The organism is Candidatus Nitrotoga fabula (genome assembly GCF_905221025.1).
Classification (GTDB): Bacteria; Pseudomonadota; Gammaproteobacteria; order Burkholderiales; family Gallionellaceae; genus Nitrotoga; species Nitrotoga fabula.
In genome coordinates, this window is the sequence record NZ_CAJNBL010000042.1 from 26,598 (window position 1) to 45,757 (window position 19,160).

The 19,160-nt window shown below is 49.9% G+C and carries 13 protein-coding genes and 1 pseudogene; 2 read left to right on the forward strand and 12 right to left on the reverse strand.

What is annotated here, in order from left to right; translation table 11 throughout:
• Positions 1-261: 261 nt before the first annotated feature.
• The 8 genes from thpR to KJA68_RS09825 form a co-directional block, all read right to left on the reverse strand.
• A complete protein-coding gene (thpR, locus tag KJA68_RS09785) occupies positions 262-810 on the reverse strand; it encodes an RNA 2',3'-cyclic phosphodiesterase (protein WP_213036755.1) in 549 nt (182 codons plus the stop codon).
• Positions 811-915: 105 nt separating this feature from the next.
• Positions 916-2,787: a potassium transporter Kup gene (locus KJA68_RS09790; protein ID WP_213036756.1), complete on the reverse strand. Its 1,872-nt coding sequence runs from the start codon at positions 2,785-2,787 to the stop codon at positions 916-918.
• A 140-nt stretch (positions 2,788-2,927) separates the two neighbouring features.
• The gene (locus tag KJA68_RS09795; protein ID WP_213036757.1) at positions 2,928-3,620 is read right to left on the reverse strand and encodes an SDR family oxidoreductase; all 693 of its coding nucleotides are present in this window, start codon (positions 3,618-3,620) and stop codon (positions 2,928-2,930) included.
• Positions 3,621-3,825: 205 nt separating this feature from the next.
• Positions 3,826-5,148 carry a pyridoxal-dependent decarboxylase gene (locus tag KJA68_RS09800; RefSeq protein ID WP_213036758.1) on the reverse strand — a complete coding sequence of 441 codons (1,323 nt, stop codon included), beginning with the start codon at positions 5,146-5,148 and terminating at the stop codon, positions 3,826-3,828.
• 70 nt (positions 5,149-5,218) lie between these two features.
• Complete coding sequence (locus tag KJA68_RS09805) at positions 5,219-5,569, reverse strand: DUF488 domain-containing protein (protein ID WP_213036759.1); 351 nt, start codon at positions 5,567-5,569, stop codon at positions 5,219-5,221.
• 353 nt (positions 5,570-5,922) lie between these two features.
• Positions 5,923-6,783 carry a thermonuclease family protein gene (locus tag KJA68_RS11045; RefSeq protein ID WP_320412126.1) on the reverse strand — a complete coding sequence of 287 codons (861 nt, stop codon included), beginning with the start codon at positions 6,781-6,783 and terminating at the stop codon, positions 5,923-5,925.
• Positions 6,784-7,147: 364 nt separating this feature from the next.
• Entirely contained in the window at positions 7,148-7,294 is a 147-nt protein-coding gene (locus tag KJA68_RS09820; RefSeq protein WP_213036760.1) for a hypothetical protein, read from the reverse strand.
• Between the two features lie 88 nt (positions 7,295-7,382).
• The gene (locus KJA68_RS09825; RefSeq protein ID WP_213036761.1) at positions 7,383-9,212 is read right to left on the reverse strand and encodes a S8 family serine peptidase; all 1,830 of its coding nucleotides are present in this window, start codon (positions 9,210-9,212) and stop codon (positions 7,383-7,385) included.
• A gap of 435 nt (positions 9,213-9,647) precedes the next feature.
• Between KJA68_RS09825 and ilvD the strand changes: the two genes are divergently transcribed.
• Positions 9,648-11,501, forward strand: coding sequence for a dihydroxy-acid dehydratase (gene ilvD / locus KJA68_RS09830; RefSeq protein WP_213036769.1), 1,854 nt, complete (start codon positions 9,648-9,650; stop codon positions 11,499-11,501).
• A 181-nt stretch (positions 11,502-11,682) separates the two neighbouring features.
• On the opposite strand, the gene KJA68_RS09835 is transcribed toward ilvD, so the two are convergent.
• The gene (locus KJA68_RS09835) at positions 11,683-12,294 is read right to left on the reverse strand and encodes a hypothetical protein (protein ID WP_213036762.1); all 612 of its coding nucleotides are present in this window, start codon (positions 12,292-12,294) and stop codon (positions 11,683-11,685) included.
• 41 nt (positions 12,295-12,335) lie between these two features.
• Positions 12,336-12,449: pseudogene (locus KJA68_RS11160) on the reverse strand (integrase core domain-containing protein); the annotation flags it as partial.
• 660 nt (positions 12,450-13,109) lie between these two features.
• Between KJA68_RS11160 and KJA68_RS09840 the strand changes: the two are divergent.
• Positions 13,110-14,153, forward strand: a complete 1,044-nt coding sequence (locus KJA68_RS09840) for a cytochrome-c peroxidase (protein ID WP_213036763.1) — start codon at positions 13,110-13,112, stop codon at positions 14,151-14,153.
• A 58-nt stretch (positions 14,154-14,211) separates the two neighbouring features.
• Here KJA68_RS09840 and KJA68_RS09845 read toward each other — a convergent pair whose 3' ends face one another.
• Positions 14,212-16,776: a caspase family protein gene (locus KJA68_RS09845; RefSeq protein ID WP_213036764.1), complete on the reverse strand. Its 2,565-nt coding sequence runs from the start codon at positions 16,774-16,776 to the stop codon at positions 14,212-14,214.
• Positions 16,776-18,380: a hypothetical protein gene (locus tag KJA68_RS09850; RefSeq protein WP_213036765.1), complete on the reverse strand. Its 1,605-nt coding sequence runs from the start codon at positions 18,378-18,380 to the stop codon at positions 16,776-16,778. The genes KJA68_RS09845 and KJA68_RS09850 overlap by 1 nt, the downstream gene beginning before the upstream one ends.
• Positions 18,381-19,160: the final 780 nt, after the last annotated feature.

The window sequence follows — 19,160 nt, forward strand, 5'->3', positions numbered from 1 at the left end:
CGGAAAAATTCAGTACAAAAGTCGCGTTACCCTGAAACGTGGGGAAAATCAGGCAACTGGAAATGGATGCGATCGGGCAGGCGGTGAAACAAATCTGTTCCCGGATTCTACCAGAATATCATCAATGAATAATGACCTGAGACGAACCCCGTCCACGGGCTGCATCCATATCCAGCCCTGCGCACGAATGGTTACTTCCGGCAGTTCTCCTACCAGGCCCATCAAGAAACCGGGATTTTTCACCCTGCAAGAACAGGAAAATTAGACGGTACGGGCCGGGAACCATGCAAGCACTTCATAGCGGGAACCACCCACCTCCTCTCCCAGCGATTGCACCAGCACAAAATCTTTTATCTGCCAGCATGCCCCGAATTGCCCGGGCAAAACATCATCACCCCATTTCGCGTTCCGGATCAGCGTTACATGGGGTTTGTACGGCCGCCTGTCAAATTTGAAATCATGGTTGCTCAAAACAGCCTGCAGACTATTCACAAGCCCTGCAAGCTGGAACGGAACAACCCCGGACGCTGCATAAACCAGGTGGTTATGTTTCCAATAGTGCGCCTGATCCAACTTCAGGTCAAATTGCCCGAATTCCACCTCTTGCGCAGCCAGTTGCAAAGCCTCCAGACGACTCTCTGCCACTGCCCCGAGGAAAAGCAGTGTGACATGCAAAGTTTCCAGCTGCATGGCTCTTCCGCCACACTTTTCCTGCAATGGCAGCTGCCACGCCGCCAGTGCGGCACGCTCAGCTGCGCTCGGCCACAGCGCAAAAAACAGACGCAGGGTTTTCTGTCGGGTGGAAATCATACCCGAGTACCAACCCTGCCCGACCTGCAACCAGCCGACCGGCCGAAGTGCTGAATATCCATTACCCCATATGCGCATTCTATTGCGCGCCCATCAACCCGGGCATCAGATTTCAATACGTGTCCCCATTTCAATAACGCGATTTGCCGGAATCTTAAAGAATTCTGCCGCATTCATGGCATTTCTGGATAATGCCAGAAACAGCTGCTCACGCCATCTCGACATGCCCGGATTCGGACTGGAAACAATCAGCGCGCGTGAAACGAAAAACGAGGTCGTCATCAGATCGATAGGCAGATCCCATTTATCGCACAACTCAAGGGCAGCCGGCACATCCGGGTTCTGCATGAAACCGTAGTAAATTCTTACCCGGTAAAACCCTTTGCCTATATCATCTACCTGCAAGCGGTTACCCCTGGTAACATAAGGTGTGTCCCCGACTATCAGGGTGAGCAGAATATTCCGTTCATGCAATACCTGATTATGCTTCAGATTATGCAATAAAGCGGACGGGGCACCTTCGCCCAGCGTGGTCAGAAAAACAGCTGTTCCTTCTATCCGGGGTATGGAGTCTGCATTATCGAGAATGACCTGGATCGGCACCGACTGCCGTGCAATCTCCCCGGACAACAGGCTTCTCCCGAGCTTCCAGGTAGTCAGCACGGTAAAGGACATCAGGGCAATACCCAGAGGAAACCAGCCGCCCTGCGGGATTTTCATGGCATTCGCAAGAAAATAGGCCACATCCACCAGCAGGAAAGTACAGATCAGGGGAAGCGCAAACAGCAGGTTCCAGCGCCACACACTGATAATGATAAAACTGATCAGCAGCGTATCGATCATCATGGTTCCAGTCACCGCTATACCATAGGCGGCAGCCAGATTGCTCGAACTCTGAAACGTGAGAATCAGGAAAATAATCGCAAGATACAGGGTCCAGTTGGTAAATGGGACATAAATTTGTCCCCGCGCCTTGTCGGATGTTTGACGGATCTCCATGCGCGGCAGGAACCCCATTTGCACCGACTGGCTTGCAACTGAAAATGCGCCGGATATGACAGCCTGGGAAGCAATGACTGCCGCCGCCGTAGCCAGCAGCACCATCGGCATCAGCGCCCAAGAGGGAGCAAGCAGATAGAACGGGCTTTCAATCGCCTGCGGATTGCCCAGAAGCAGTGCGCCCTGTCCAAAGTAGTTCAGCACCAATGCGGGCAGCACAAAGCCAAACCATGTCAGGCGTATGGGCAACTTGCCGAAGTGCCCCATATCGGTATACAGCGCTTCGCCACCCGTTACCGCCAGCACGACTGCACCAAGGGTCAGGAAAGCAGTATGCGGCGAGGACATCACAAAATCAAACGCATAAACCGGATTGAGCGCCAGCATGACATGCGGACTTTGCACGATGGAGAGCAGGCCAAGCAATCCAAGACACGAAAACCACGCAATCATGATGGGACCGAAAACCATGCCGACAGTTCCGGTGCCCCGTTTCTGGACAAAAAACAGTACCGTCAGAATGAAAATCGTAATCGGGATTATATAATTCGAAAACTGGGGAGCAACCACATTCAATCCCTCCACAGCCGAAAGCACGGAAATGGCTGGCGTGATCATACTGTCGCCGTAAAACAGTGCCGCGGCAAACAGCCCGAGTGCGGTAATCACCCACCTGGTTTTCGGTTTATCCTGGATGATTTCGCTGACCAGGGCCAGCAGGGCAAGCGAGCCTCCCTCTCCCCGGTTGTCAGCGCGCATGATGACGATCACGTACTTGATCGAAACCAGCAGCATGATCGTCCAGAACATGACGGACAGCACCCCCAGCACATTGGCTTCGACCAGAGGGAGAGGATGGTGACCGGCAAAAGTTTCTTTCAAAGCATACAAAGGGCTGGTGCCAATATCGCCATACACAACACCAATCGCCCCCAGGAGCATGGCGGGCAGTTTTTTCTTCTCTTGCGGATCACTCATTATCTGCTCTGCTTTGTACCATAAAACAATGGCGCGGCACTTTACCCCTGTATCCGGCTGAATGCAATTTCTGGCGCTACAACCCACATCCTGACATCCCGGCGGGAATCACCTTTTTCCCGTGGGTGCACACGGAATGCCTACCAGTTTATTGCCTTGCCGTCATACGCAATAAATTGGCCGCTATTGCCCGGATGCAGGTCTCCGATCACCCTGCGCATCCCGGAAACACTCTTGTGCGCGTCAATCAGGGCATTTGCGCCCCCCATCCGGGTCAGCACCCATCCAGGGTGGAGAGTTACCACGGAAATTCCAAATGGAATCAGATCGATCGAAAGATTTTTCATCACCATGTTTACCGCAGCTTTGGTGCTGCGATAGATATAACTGCCCCCGCTGGTATTGTCATCCAGGCTGCCCATTTTGCTGGAAATGGTAGCCATTTTCCTGAGCCGGCTGCGCGCAATCTGCGGCAAAAAAGCCTCTGCCATTTTCATGGGTGCCATGCAATTAACCCGGAACGCCTCCAGCCAGTCGCCGGTATCCGTGTTACCCAGACTGCCGGTGGGATAAATGGCGGCATTGTTGATCAGCAAATCGACTTCTTCTTCCTTCAGCTGTAGCGCCAACGCTTCGATCTGCGCAAAATCCGCAGCATCCAGCTCCAGTATCCGGATACCGGAATGCGTATTCGCCAGAGACAGCAGGTCTGTCGCATGTTGCGGGTCGCGGCAGCAGGCAAGCACCTTCCAGCCGTCCTGCGCATACTGTCTGACAAACTCCAGACCGATGCCCCGGTTCGCGCCGGTAATGAGTAATTGATGAACGTTCATAACGTAATGCCCTGGCTATGTGGATACAAAAATGATTATCCGCTTTAAAAAGAAAAAAGCCACAACCAGGACAGGTGGCTTTTGATTGACCCACCCAGAATAACGGACTGTGCATGAATCAGGATGATCCACAGTCATGTATGCATCCGGGCATGGCTGAATGTCCGGGGAACAACCGTGATCAACCCTGTCTCCCAAAAAAGGATTAAACGCCGGCTCCTCCTCTGTCCACCTCCAGATCTGTGAGAAATTCATCAATCACCCGGTCCGTGACATGCGGCATGATCACCACATGCGCGTATCCTTCCGTTCCCGCTGCAGTAGCCAGATTCATGGTTGCCAGTGAATATTTTTTTATAATCGCAGGTGATGGCTTTCTGAAATACAGCGTATTCGACAGGTGGTTTGCACGTGTGGCCTGCAACATGGGCATACGAGACTGCATTTCCTGATGAAGCCTGGCTGTCAGCTGCAATATGCTGCCGGCGTCAGCCGCCTGCCGGGCGGAAGCGGAGCCGGTAGTGAAAAAATAAAACTCCGCTGGCTTCACTGCATCCCTGGAGCAAGTGATCGTGCCGGGAACATGATGGATGTATTCGGGTTTATGGATGCGCGAAAATTGTTCGTTGAATTCCTGGTAGAGAGAATCCCGGGTAATGAATAACCCCGCAGGCGATGGAAAACCAAAAAACTTGTGACACGAAACCGCCAGGGAATCATAACGCCTTCTATTTCCGTTCTGATGCAGCACCTGGGATACAAACGGGGTATAGGGCAAATAACCACCGAACAGAGCGGCGTCCAGGTGCACATAACTATCCACGCCCTGCAGAACGCTCTGAATGGCGTCAACATGATCGATGGCTCCCTTGAATGTCGTCCCCACGGTGGCGACAACCAGTGCCGGATGATCCCTGTTGTCAGCAAGATGATCGGCAAGGCTGACCTTGTCCATCCCGCCATCGGCCAGCGTGGCTACCTGTACCATTTCCATGCCCAGCAGATCGCCAAGAATCTGGATTGAATAATGCGCCTCCCCGGTAAAATATACTTTGGGTCTCACTCCGGTACGCGTAGTCAGCAGGGTTCGCCCCATGTACATGCCATGCATGTTGCTGTCGGTGCCGCTATTCGACAGGAACCCCCAGTAATCGTGGACTGGGAAGCCGTATAGCCCCGCGAAATGTCGGATCACTTCCCGTTCGAAATCATGAGTATTAAAAGGTAGCGAGCTCTCCTTGAATGGATTGCCGACATTGTTGAAGGCAAACTGATTGATTCCGGCCGCATGCAATTGCCGGCGCCAGCTGAAAAACTCCTCCGGAAGCGTGGTCATGTTGACCGGATATCCCAAAAACCGGTGCTTGTTTCCGGCAAGCAAAGCTTTTCCAGTCAGGCCGGGCTGATTAATGACGTCCAGTGCAGAATCCGGGGAAACCCCCCGGATTTCCAGCGGGCGACAACCCGTAAAAGCCGTGGCCATGCCGATGCCGGAAAAAGCCAGAAAACGGCGACGGGTGATATGCATGTATCAAGTCTCCTCTTAAATGAAAATCAGGGCAACCTCCAGTACCCAGATTCCGTGTTTTTGCTTTCCGCTAACGAAATAATGCACTAAATTCCCGAATCACGACTGCATGATTGCGCTCCTCGTCTCTGGCGGCATATAACAGCGTTACCATGCCTTTGTCCAGCTCCTGCTTCAGACGGCGGACGGGTTCGTCATTCTCTTTCAGTTCAGCAAAATACCGTTCCCTGAATTCCTCCCAGTTTTCCGGCTTGTGCCCGAACCACTTCCTGAGCTCCGCACTAGGGGCGATCTCCTTAAGCCACAAATCAATGCCTGCCTCCTTTTTCGCCAGGCCGCGTGGCCAAAGCCGGTCCACGAGAATGCGCCTTCCATCCGCCGGGCCCGGCTGTTCGTAAACCCTTTTAATCCTGATTTCCATGTGTTTTGCCCTGCATTTTTCATTGACTATACACCAACCCTGCCTGTAATTACCGCGAAATCCGGAACCGGATGAGCCGGTACAGCGGACATGGCCCAGGGTGTTTTTCTCATTCCCTCCGCCCTAAAGGCAAAAAAGAAGGCGCTCGAAAGCGCCTAAAAAAGGGAACCGCATTGTTACAGCATGATTCACGCCTTTTAATTACCTAATATTCTATGCGTAATCTGTGCGCTGACAATGCGGCAACCATCCTACAATTCTTCCGGATTCAGCATAACTGACAAAATTGACAGCGCAGAGTGAACACCATGCTGACCGCACCTGATACACACAACACCCGTCCTGCCCCCTCGCTATGATTCACAGCCTATGCCGTCCCCGTCGCGATCCAGTTTTGGGCCATACCCAGGTTCCCCCTTCCTGACCGGTGCGGCACCAGCATTGCGTGCTTCATCACAACTTTTGAACGGCTTGCCGTCCGGTTGCAACGCTGTCTTCTCTTCCAGAATTTCCGTTACTGCCTGAACGTCTGCCACATTCCGGGTTAAACCGGAATGCCTTTCCTGAAGCGCAAGATCCAGCTGTGACTCCAGCATCTCTACTCGCAGTTCCGGCACATTCTGAGTTTCTCCCCTATCCTGTCCGTTTCCCAAATGCAATACAGGGGAGCCCATTTCCGGATTTTCATGGCCATGAAATTCACGGTCGGAACCATGATGAACGACCTTGCGCCATTCCCATGGCGGAACAGGATCTGCCTCCATCCATAACCCGTGCCTGGCTGCCCTGGCCTCCTCTTCTGCCTGCGCATAAAGCAATCTGTCTCCATCTGGCTGTTCATCCTGATATTGTTTGTAATGCCATGCCATCCCGGTCTTAATCTGTTCAAGATTGACATCCAACCCATCCATCAGAATCTTTCCGACCGTACGGCCATATTTATCTTTTTTACTGGATTCGACTGTCACCTGTCTGTCGAAAAGCAGTGCAGAAAGAGATTGCCTGGATCGTTTGCTGAATGCCTGTTTCCTTTCCGGGGCATCCATTCCCATCAGTCGTACCTTGACCTGCATGCTGGAAGCATCCAGAACCGTCACCGAATCGCCATCCGAAATCCCGATGACCCTTCCCTGGAGAATCTCCGCTTCCGAGCGCAGGGAAAGCAACAACACAGATGCAAGAATCAGGAACCTAACCGTCCAGGACTTCATCATTGAAAAACCTCCGTTTCTGGTGAATCGTATTGCGATGATACTACGTGAAATCTTCGATCTTCTGGAATGCGACATGCTGTGAAAATCCGATGCGGACAAGCACAGCACCTGTTATGAAATGAACAACCCTACAGCGAGCGACAAGAAATTCAACCTGAAAAAATTGAACATTGACAATGGACATTAAAAACAATGCAAAGGCTTCGCGCAGATATTGATCAGAAAAAGGCTTGAATCACCCCGGGTTTTGCAGGTGCTATTTGGGCCAAGTTAAATTGCACCTGCCGATTGGGCGAATTGCCAATCGTATTTTGTCCCAGCTGCTATCGGCGGGGCATATACCAGGATAGGTTCCAATCAGTAATTATGGATGAACAACCACATCTCCTCCCGGTTGCCGGGCATGCAAGGCTTGCTTCAAAGCGTTGGGCACGAAAGCCGGCTCGCATCGGATGCTCTGGAATTCCAGCTCACGATGCGCCGTGCGAACACGCAATGCCACAAGCCTCATGCATTTAACCTTACCGGTCGACACACAAGTGAAGCATGACGCTGCACCTCCGTAAATTTTACGGATGACGCGATGGCCTTATCGGCTATTACCTTGATTTTGTTGTTACAGACACAGGTCCTGCATAAGCAGAATTTCCCGATGAATTATAGGATCTTATCCGGTACCGATAAGTGGTGTTTTTAACCAGGCCCGTATTGACATACTGTTGGCTGTTGGAAGGAACGGTAGCAATCTGAGCAAAATTGGTACAGGTCGACCCTTTACAACGCTCGATTTTAAAACCCGTTTCATTACTGCTCGTGTCAGTCCAGGCAAGAGTAACCTGACTCTTTGAATTGGCGATTGCAGAAAGGTTTGTCGGCGGGCTGGGTGGGGTCGGTGTCGAATTACTTGTTAAATATTGCAAAGCGCCCGCTGCTTGTACCAATCCATAACCAAAACTATCATCCCGACCGGATACGCCTAAATCCAGAGCGGTATTTTCCAATGCTGCCCGCACCTGGCTGTTGGTCCTGGATGTATCCGCACTCCAAATCAGGGCAGCGATTCCTGATACATGGGGAGTGGCCATTGATGTGCCATCCCATGCCTCATAGCCGCTTCCAGGTTGTATAGTGATATTGTTCACTGTAGCTGCTTGGCCCAACGAACTTGCAAGAACAGCTTCCCCATCTTCTTTACTCAAGGAAATGGCAGGGATCGTGGAAAAATTACCGTTTCCAAGTGTCCCGGTAAAGTTGCCGGATACATTGTTATAAATGATAGCTGCGGTACCACCGCTGTTTTGAACATTGCTGACCTTATCATAAAATGAATACGTACCCCGTTGACACAATACGACTTGTCCACTCCAATCGCCTGTAGTTCCACATAGGCCTCCATTGACCAAAGCTCCCGAAGCCTGAGTGGCGGCAGAATTCTCTATTGAACTGGCAAGGTATGAATCCGTGCCCACCTTCAGGGTTGGGGAGTTCCACGGGACGGTACTTAACACGCCTACACCCGGTGCAGCCAGGTCAACCTCCGCGTTGTACTGGGAAAAGCTTGCCCTGGCCTTTGTGCTGTCCACTGCGGCGACAGAAATAACCGATGAATAAGAAGCTGGATAGGATTTCGCAGAATTTCCACCATTCCCCGCTGCGGCAACCGACAATATGCCCTGATCCCATAAATTCTGGAACGCAGTTTGCTCCGTAGCAGATGGAGTACCTCCTCCCAAACTCATGCTAATGACTTTCGCTCCAGCAGCCTTGCAAGCATCCGCAGCACTGACCAGATCGGAACTGTATGCCCAGCTGCAACTATCGCCAAAAACCCTGACGATATGTAAAGGAATTTTCCCGGGCGAGATACCGACCACTCCAATGGTGTTGTTCACAGCATCAATCGTTCCTGCAACATGAGTCCCGTGTCCGCAACCGTCCTGGTTCCAGTTCCCTGCTGTAGTGTTCACACCTGTTACATCGGTTTGGGGGATGTCTTCATGTGCTGAATAAAGTCCTGAATCGATAATGCAGACTTTTACCCCGGCTCCGACAGGCGCTCCGATATCAACTTCACCATTATTGTCTGCATCCCATACACTGGGAGCCTGAACCATATTGATTCCATAAGGTACAGTTTGGGCAGATGGGTAGCGCTTTGCATCTTCTTCAATGAATTCGATACCTGGCATTTTGGATAAAATCTCCAGTACCACTGTAGGAAGTGTAGCCGCAATCGCATTGAGGTTTGGAAACTTGAAGTGGATTTTTGCACCCGCCTGATTCAATGCATTGTGGGCATTTTCCGCCTGGCCGGAATGATACTTTACCCAAACACGGGACACGTTCTCTTCCGCCATGGCAATCGTACCAGACAGGAAATATAACGCTGACAACGCCACAAGATAACCGGACCAATTTAATTTTTTCATGATTTTTTATAGTTCCTAAGTTATAGGTCTTTTCGTGTAAATTTTATAAATGCAACTTCATAATTGAAGAATACCTGAGCAAATGGCTGATATCCAGATCTATTTCCGAAAAATTGCCAGTTTCTCCATTAACGATATTCCTCTATTGTTAAATAACCGTAATACGCTCCCCTAAATCTAATCAGTTTCGATCTATCGATTTCTCCCCCAGCCTGCCATGTCCGGACCCGCAGTGCAGAAAGGCCGGAACCAGCTTCAACCCAGGCCAAGGGAAAATCCAGCAGATTCATCCTGATTTGCCATTCATGACCTGAAAAACAACTTCGGCCTCAGGTCAGGTAGTTGGCTTGAGCAAATGTCGCATTCCCGGACAGCCTCACGGAGAATTGAAGTAAAATGGTACACTTTCCGTATCTATTTTCATCGAGGTATTCCATGCCGCAATATCGTTCCCGCACCACTACCCAAGGCCGCAACATGGCTGGCGCAAGAGCCCTCTGGCGTGCCACTGGCATGAAGGAAGGGGATTTCAACAAACCCATCATCGCGATAGCCAATTCGTTCACTCAATTTGTACCCGGTCATGTGCATTTAAAAGATATGGGTCAATTAGTAGCGGGCGAAATTGAAAAATCCGGCGGCGTGGCTAAGGAATTCAACACCATCGCAGTAGATGACGGCATCGCAATGGGGCATAGCGGCATGCTGTATTCGCTACCCAGCCGTGACCTGATTGCCGACAGTGTAGAATATATGGTTAATGCCCACTGTGCAGATGCATTGGTATGTATCTCCAATTGCGACAAAATCACCCCCGGCATGCTGATGGCTGCACTACGCTTGAACATCCCCGCAATCTTCGTTTCTGGCGGCCCGATGGAAGCCGGCAAAGTGGATTGGCACGGTCAAGCCCGCGCATTGGATTTGGTCGATGCCATGGTGGAAGCAGCGGATGACCACATCAGCGATGAGCAAGTTACTGCCATTGAGCGCTCCGCCTGCCCGACCTGCGGTTCCTGCTCGGGCATGTTTACCGCCAATTCCATGAACTGCCTGACCGAGGCCCTGGGTTTATCGTTACCGGGAAATGGTTCCCTGCTTGCCACCCATGCCGACAGGGAGCAGTTATTTTTACGTGCGGGGCGTCGCATCGTAGAGCTGGCCAAACGTTACTATGAACAAGACGATGTCTCTGTCCTTCCCCGCAGCATTGCCTCATTTCAGGCATTTCAGAATGCCATGAGTCTGGATGTGGCCATGGGCGGCTCCACCAATACGGTTTTGCACCTTTTAGCAGCAGCTAACGAAGCCGGCGTAAATTTCAGCATGGCGGATATCGATGCCATTTCCCGCCGCGTACCCTGTTTATCCAAAGTGGCTCCTGCCACCCAAAAATATCACATGGAAGACGTACATCGCGCCGGGGGGGTCATGGGTATTCTGGGCGAACTGGATCGTGCAGGCCTCATCCATCGCGAAGTCCCTACCGTGCATGCCGATAGCATGACTGCGGCACTGGATGAGTGGGATATCCTGCGCACTGAGGATGAGGCTGTGAAAACTTTCTACCGGGCAGCACCGGGCGGCATTTCCACTACCGTGGCTTTTTCACAATCCATGCGCTATCCAACCCTGGATGATGACCGCACCTCCGGTTGTATCCGCGACAAGGCGCATGCTTATTCGCAGGATGGCGGTCTGGCGGTGTTGTACGGCAACATTGCATCCGAAGGCTGCATCGTCAAAACTGCCGGGGTGGATGACAGTGTGCTGAAGTTTACTGGTCGCGCACGCATCTTTGAAAGTCAGGATGCGGCTGTTGCGGGCATTTTGAGTGACCAAATCGTAGCTGGCGACATTGTTGTCATTCGTTATGAAGGCCCCAAAGGCGGGCCGGGCATGCAAGAAATGCTTTATCCAACCAGCTATCTCAAGTCAAAAGGTTTAGGAAAAGTATGCGCTTTATTAACGGACGGCCGTTTTTCAGGTGGCACATCCGGACTTTCCATCGGCCACGCTTCACCAGAAGCAGCTGAAGGCGGAGCCATCGGCCTGATAGAAGAAGGTGACACCATTGAAATTGATATTCCCAACCGGACGATTCATCTGGCAGTGTCTGCAGAAACCTTGCAAAGCCGCCGCAAGATAATGGATGCCAAAGGTGCATCTGCATGGAAACCGGTCAATCGTGACAGGACGGTTTCCGCTGCATTGCGTGCGTATGCAGCCATGACTACTTCAGCCTCCAAAGGAGCTATCCGAGACGTGTCGCAGGTTGAAAAAGCGTAACAACATCCGATCGTTCAAGCACCCGCAACCCGTAGGTGCTTGAGCCCATACAACCCCTGTAATTGCATGAAATCGCCTTAAGTTCCTTTGTTAGCAGCTTCCTGGAGCATTGTTTCCAGCGACATGGACATTATTGATCCGAAGGCTATCTGGTCGGATCATCTACATTTCTGGAAGAATTTTATTTCCGCTTGTGCTCCTGCTCCGCTTCATTGGCAAGTTTGATGCGAATTTTCTGAAGTTTTTCATGAAAACGCTCCGCTTCGCCATAGTCCAGGAAATTTTCATAGCGGGAATGTGCACCCAGAATTTTACGTGCATGCTTGATCGGACAAAAGTATTGTTCCGTGCGTGCCGTGATTTCCGTTGCGTAAGCCAACAACCCAACCACATAGGAACAATACAGGCAATGCATTTTCTCAATCATATTCAGGTAAGCCAAATGCCGATGATCCATCACAAAATAGTCCGCACGTTTTATTCTTGGAATTCTGTAAACCGGAAAACAGAGTAACTGGAAAAAACTGACACAGAGATCCAGAAACAGAAGAGGAACCGTCATGCCATATATGAAAGGCATGGTTAAATAATTTTGTGGACGCACCGTCATAAACCAGCGCAGCAATCCCATCTTGGCATGCTGATGTGACTCTTCGATATCCGCATTGAATATCACGCGTTTTCCATCAATCTGGTAAGGAAGACGCCCGCTCTGTTCCTCAATAGCCGCATCCAGCTTTTTTTCAAGCTCAGATATCTGGTCGCAAATCTCATGAATTCTGCTTATGCTCATTAGGTAACCCCCTCATTTTTAAGAAGAGCTAAAAGTAGAAACTAAGTGATCCAGGCTAATTTCTGCTTCGAGGTAATGCCACCGATAACCATATTGGGTCGTTCATGATTATATGACCATAGCCATCGGGTAGCGAATTCCTGCACCCCTTCGATTGCGTCATACAGATAGTATGCTAGTCATTCCTAGCATACTGTCCTGTTGTAACGCTCACCCGCAGGAGAATGAAGAATGACTGCCCGGCAAGATGCTGCCAGAAATGCCTATCGCTTCGAAGGACAAGTACCAGGTTGCAAGCAGCCGGTTAGAAATCCAATCCCAATCAAGCAAGGCGCAAGAAGAATCCCCCTCAAACCCGGATACTCGCCACGATGCTTCTGGATCAACCGTACAGCGCGTTCTTTTACTTCGAGGGAAAATTTGTTTTGTTTGTTCATGGCTCCATTCTCTCAAATGGTTGGAGCCTCCTCAAAATCCGGGGCGATTCAAAATAAAGTACATCTTACATGTGCATTACCGCCGCTGCCAAACAAAACGACTTAATCCGTTCAGAAAACCCGCATGGTAAAATGCGCATTGGCAAATGTTGTCGATACTATAGGTTGAAAACCCGATTTCCTGCATACCAGAATCAGCTTCGTAGTAAATTGATTCAAATTCGTTGATGTCTGATCAATAAGGATGCAACTTATTTAAATAGACCCCTCACGGATACCCAGTAATTTTACCTATCAGTTTCGGGAGGTAGATTGTGACTTTTTCAACAACAGCCTATAAGGCTGCAATTTCTTGAGAATCCCGGTAAAGAACCCACCATGCGATACCCGCTTATATTCACCCGCACGATTATTGTTGCTTTCCTGTCATTGGTTCCATGTGCCCATGCGTTTGAACCTTTGCCCGACAAGGCGCCTGCACCTGCAGATAACCCGCAATCGGAAGCTAAAATTGCACTGGGAAAACAGCTGTTTTTTGATCCACGCCTGTCCCTGAATGGCTCCCTATCCTGCAATTCCTGCCACAACGTCATGACAGGCGGGACCGACGACCGCCCAGTATCCATCGGTGAAGCCGGGCAAAAAGGCGGAAGAAATGCGCCAACCGTCTGGAATTCGGCGTTCCATTCCGTCCAGTTCTGGGATGGTCGCGCCGCCACTCTGAAAGATCAGGCAAAAGGCCCGATTCTAAATCCTGTTGAAATGGCCATGCCATCGGCAGAATTTACGGTAGCCCGCATAAAATCCATCCCCGGTTATGTGGAACAATTCAAGTCCGTTTTTGGCGGAAACGATCCGCTTACTTACGATAACATCGCCAAAGCGATCGCATCCTATGAGCGCACCCTGATTACTCCGAATAGTGCCTTTGACCGCTACCTGAAAGGAGAAAAAAATATCCTTTCCGAGCAGGCAAAGCGTGGCATGAAACTGGTTACAGATATCGGATGCACCAGCTGTCACACCGGTATCAACTTTAACGGACCGACATCCTTGCCGCTGGGTCAGGGTTTCTATCAGAAATTTCCGATGTTTACGAACAATCCTTATATAAAAAATTACAAACTCGACCAGGACATGGGTCGCTTCCATGTCACAGGAGACGCCAAGGACAAGCATATGTGGCGTGTACCGACCTGGCGCAACATTGCACTGACCGCACCGTACTTCCACAATGGCTCCGTGCCAACCCTGGAAGAAGCTGTACGGGTAATGGCAAGCACTCAGCTCAATAAAAAACTGAATGACAGCCAGGTGGAGGATATTGTTGCGTTTCTCAACTCGCTGACGGGTGAGTTTCCAGAGCAAACCCTGCCGCGACTTCCCGTCACCACGGGAAATTCCCCACTGTCAGGAAACTGATCCAGAATGAGCTTCAATCTCCGCGCCCGCGCCGGGCGCGGCAAGGTTGAGCGAATCGTTAATCCGGTTTGTTCATGCTGCCGTCCGATGACTGCTCTATCAGCTCATTCATTGCATGCTTCACAATATTCAGCTCAAGCCCGGATGCCACTGCGATTTTCTCCATGGCGGCATCTAGTAGTCCTTCTTCACCCATTTCATGCGCATCAATCAGCGCTCTGCGGAGGGATTGCTGAAGGGGACTGTATCTATGACTGAAAGGGATCGAATCCGGGGAAATTCGTTTTGAATGGATACCCCCATCCACGCGATGTAAAAACAATCCAATCGAATCACCTTCATGCGTCCGCCAAGGATCAACCTCTACTGGGACTTGCGTCTGTGTCCAGAGCCTGCTCGACGTCCGCCACATGCCCACATTGTACTGCACCGGTTCTGCCAAGGCTCCGCTATGCCCAAGTTTTGCAGCGATTTCCCACCCCCTGGCAATCATGGGCACCTCGTCTGGTCTGAAATTTATCTTTTCGGGCAAATTCTTTTTTGCCCCTGCTGAAGCACACCAACCTTCTAGTAATTTCACATCAGCTGAACGATCTGTCCAGGTTGCTTGAAGATGCTCACAAAGCGCGCGAACATGAGACCAGTCTGGTTCCTTTGAAAAAGCCAATGCGTAAGCGCGGTACAGATGATACATCGGGGAATACCTGTCGAATGAACCGGGATCTCCAGGATACGAAGCGTCCGGATGTGTTTTTCCCAGCAGAAGTGAGCCTTCCATGAGTGCGATTCTCACCTGCTCCGTATGTTTTGCATCCGAACCATATAACGAGTTACGGCCAGTTACACGAGTTACATACACACTGGCTGACTCAATATCATATCGTCGTTCTGTGAAATCGTCTTCAACGCTGTCCAGATAGACCTCTGTACGCCACCCTGGAGCCACCGTCAATACCATCTCCTGCCAGATCCAAAGCTCCCGTTGCAGCCTTCGAACACCAAGCAGGTAGGTACCAGGAGACAAACGACTGAGCAAAACCGATGAATAACCACAGTTACCATCTACCGCAACCTCGCAGGGTACGGAATGAAATTCGCCTGTCTCATCATCCAGCCTGCGGAAACGCAATCCTTGCCGTACCTCTTCGCTCATTCTCCACGCTGTATTCACCTGATGCGCAGAATCCCTGGCAAACACCATCAGCGTTGCGACTGAACTGGAAGAATCGATCTGGCTCGCCTGCTCAGCAGCGTAAGACAGGATATCTCTAGCCGGACAGGAATGATATTCATGGTTGGTTGACGTTCCTTCCATTGGCATGGGGGAGGAAAACTGGAGATCGGGCTGCACAATTTTGAGTGGCGATTTTCTATTCTCCTTTAACCTGAATTTTTGTTCTGCCACTGCATCGCCTAATCGAAACCGGGCAGTGTATTGCCCCGGAGATAAAGCCGTTTTGACGTACTCCAAATCTTCCACAATCAATTTTTTTTGTGCGTCGATTACAGAAATCCGTACACCCGGATCACGGGAATGCAATTCAACCGTTATTTTGACCAACCGACCCTCATGAGAATGCGGTTCAAGGGCTTTTTCAATTAACCGGTCAACGCCCGGGTTTATTCCTGGAATCCCGAGCTTCTTCGGATACTTCCTTAAAGAAAAGACACGGGACGGCACACCATTGGATTCCAAAGACAGCGATATTTGCTTGGAGCTAATCATGTCCGTCATCAATTCATCCATGTCCAATAATTTATCAGGAACTACGTCCGTACATTCAACTGTAACTGGAATCGGCATGAGGTTGCGATGATAAAACGTCCATTTGCCTGTACCACTAAACGGCGGTTGATAACCCATTAATTTCAAGTAACCCCGTTCTTCCCATAGTTCACAAAATTTGTCCTCTATCGCACGTGCCGATACGTTATTATTTGAGTCAGCCTGTGCATTCTTCACTGCATCCAGAAACACCGCAGAGAAATACCCGTGCACTTCTCCCGATGCATTGGCAATCTCAAAGGCTTTGCGCCCGCGCGGAGCGCCATAGGCCTGCATGAACTTCACCTGGCTCGATCGCTGCCGATCTGGCGGATTCCACGTAGGGTCACTGACCGGCGAAGCCTTGAGCACATCTTGACAGCAATCCATGATCAGAACGATTTCATCAAAGAAGCCGCTATTCCGAATCTTGGATGCATAACGAAAACCTGCAATATGCGCCGTATCCCCGTTCTGGGCCTGTGCTGTAAATAATGCAGGATCCTCTAACGCCCCTGATGTAAACCCATGACCTGCAAAAAAAAGATACAACCGTTCACCAACACGATCGCGCCACTCTCCGTCTGCCTTAAGCCATCGATTTAAGGCCTTCTTAAAATGGGTTTCAGTTGGATTGGCTTCATATGGGTCGGTAACAACCGTATAATCAGAAGATCGAATGATCTCCACGCGCCTTTGCTCGGGCGGAATTCCTGCTGGATCCTGGAGATCACCCCCTGCTGGATCAATCAACCATTTGAAAAATTCGTTTGCATCATTCTCTGGACCGGACAAATCAGAAAGGCCGGGGTAGCGATTAATCGCAACCAGAATGGCATAATGATCTAGCTTGGACATCAGAACCCTGTTTCAACAATGGCACGCAGGCTTTGCAGGGTCGCGGCATCATTATCAAATGCGCCGTGGTCGATGCTTTCACTGTTAAAGCCACCTGACTGGTCCGTTGATTTCGACCAGACCATTCTACCTGGAACCTGTTGCAACCAATCGCGAACAAATTTTACCGAAGGAAAGCTGGCATCTGCATAGATATCCTTCATCACCAGAAACCGCTCCATTCCCAATACCGGCATATCAGGCTCATCCTTTAAATGGCCACTGAAATCAAGACGTGACTCCAGTATCCCGGATACGAGATACAGCAAGGATGACGGGTAAATGAAACGACGCCAGTCCTGTCCGTCAGGCAGCTCGTCATCCTGACCCCAAACCTGGTCATCCCGCTCAAGTGCGTCTCTCATCGCAAACATACGGAAATTGCCAATACGCGATTCGCAGGTCTGAATTGTCTGGGAAAACAAATCATACGTGATCGCAGGGGCAAGAAAAATAATGTCTTGTTTGAGACTTTCCGGGAAATAATTCTTACAATGCTCAAGCCAATGCGCAATGTAAACTGCGCCAGTGCTATGTCCAACCAGGGTGATCCGCTCTAACTGCAATCCATTGGAAAAAGCCTTTTTGAGGCGAGCAAGAAAAGCTGTGCCGGCATGCACTTCTGAATCCGGACCAAAAGCATCTGCAGTATCCTGCTTCATGCGGTTCCACTCTAAAGCCTTGCCCCAATCATTCAACCCGCTACCTGCAACCTTAAAGTTTCGCACCAGTTCTTCTACACACGTTGCGTAAAAACCATGATCTCGCCCATCTGCGTAACGCCGTAAAACTCCCCGAAGAGTTGCAGTAATAAATTTGACCACCTGGTATAACTCAACCAGTCCGCGCGTAGCTGATGTTTTCGAAAACTCTCTTGATGCCAGTTCGGAGAACGCAGAACGATGCTCCAACATACCTCGTGGCGCAAAAGCACTTCTAGTTGCCGCTGGCAAATCCGGTAATGACGCAAGCGCTTCCAGAAACTTCGGGTCCTGTTCCAGATCGGCCTGAATCTCATCCTCGCTGATTCCAAGAGATGCCGAACGCGCCTGAGTAGTCGCCACCAATGGAATAAATTTATGATACGGAATGGTCGATTTTTCTGGTTTCGTCCAAAAAGTATCGAATACATTTGTTACTTCACTCGTTAAAGCTCCACAAGACATCTGTCCAACCGACCGGGCATGACCGAAAGTGTCTTGCGCCCCCAGTCGTTCGAGCGCATATTGCACAAGCTTGCGCAGCAATTGCTTGAATACGGGTTCATCCGCAAGTTCGGTAAGGTTATTACGTATCGTTTCCCATGCTCCTGACTCCCAAACGAAAAATACAGGATACCCTCCGGTAATTGGCGTTGGGGAATATACTTTATCTTCATTGAGCAAACGGTCAGCAATAGATAGCCCTGTCTTCTTTGAGACCAAACCGCCGTGAAAATGAATCACCAGATGCTTTCGTGGATCTTGAGCAAGCGCTTCCACAATGGCATCAATGTCGCCTGGCGCAGTATCCGCACCCCCGTCTATATGGCCTGCGCGGCTGTGAATGTAGTGAAGTTTGTCCATGTCTTTATCCTTTATTCTTCTATTAAACTCTACTGGGCTCCACAGATACTTTGCCTTCAAAATTTTCCTGTTTTGGATAGTAGCGTATTGTAATGTTAATCAGCGTTGAATTTTTTTCAGTAAACAGCGCTGCACTTTTCCAGTGTTATTTTTTATGCGACTGTATATTTTAACTATTGCATTTTGAATCTTTTAAAAATGAATATTAAAAGTGAAAATAATCAAACGCTGTTTAACAACTCGCCGAAAAGAGCAATTCTGCGGGCTTAACATAAACCACATAGCCTCCACGAAAACCGGGGCAATTCAGTTGATTTTTTGCGTAAATGGCCATGGTAATCACCCCTATTTGCTTCTGCTTAAAAATTAAGCAAAATACATGGATTACCTAGTCAAAATTCAACCGGTACAAATAGACTTATATGCTCAAAATCAGCCGGCGCCAACAGACCACTGCCACACTTAGAAAAAATAACATTCATTATTCCGCTAAAATTGAAAAAAACAGGTTACATCAAGGTACATAACCGATGAGCTAAAATATCATAGCAACCAAACCTAACGTGCGTATTCCACGGTAAGCGATCCATAAAAAGCAGGCTATACCCCTCAAACATCCTACCATCAAACTGAATAGTAAATACTTTTCAAATCAATGCCCCCGCAGGAGGAAGATATTCTGGATGATACATTGACACGTACCCGCCGTACGATCGGCCTGTGCATGATCGTTAAAAATGAAGTTTCTGTCATCGAACGTTGTCTTGCCAGTGTCCGGCC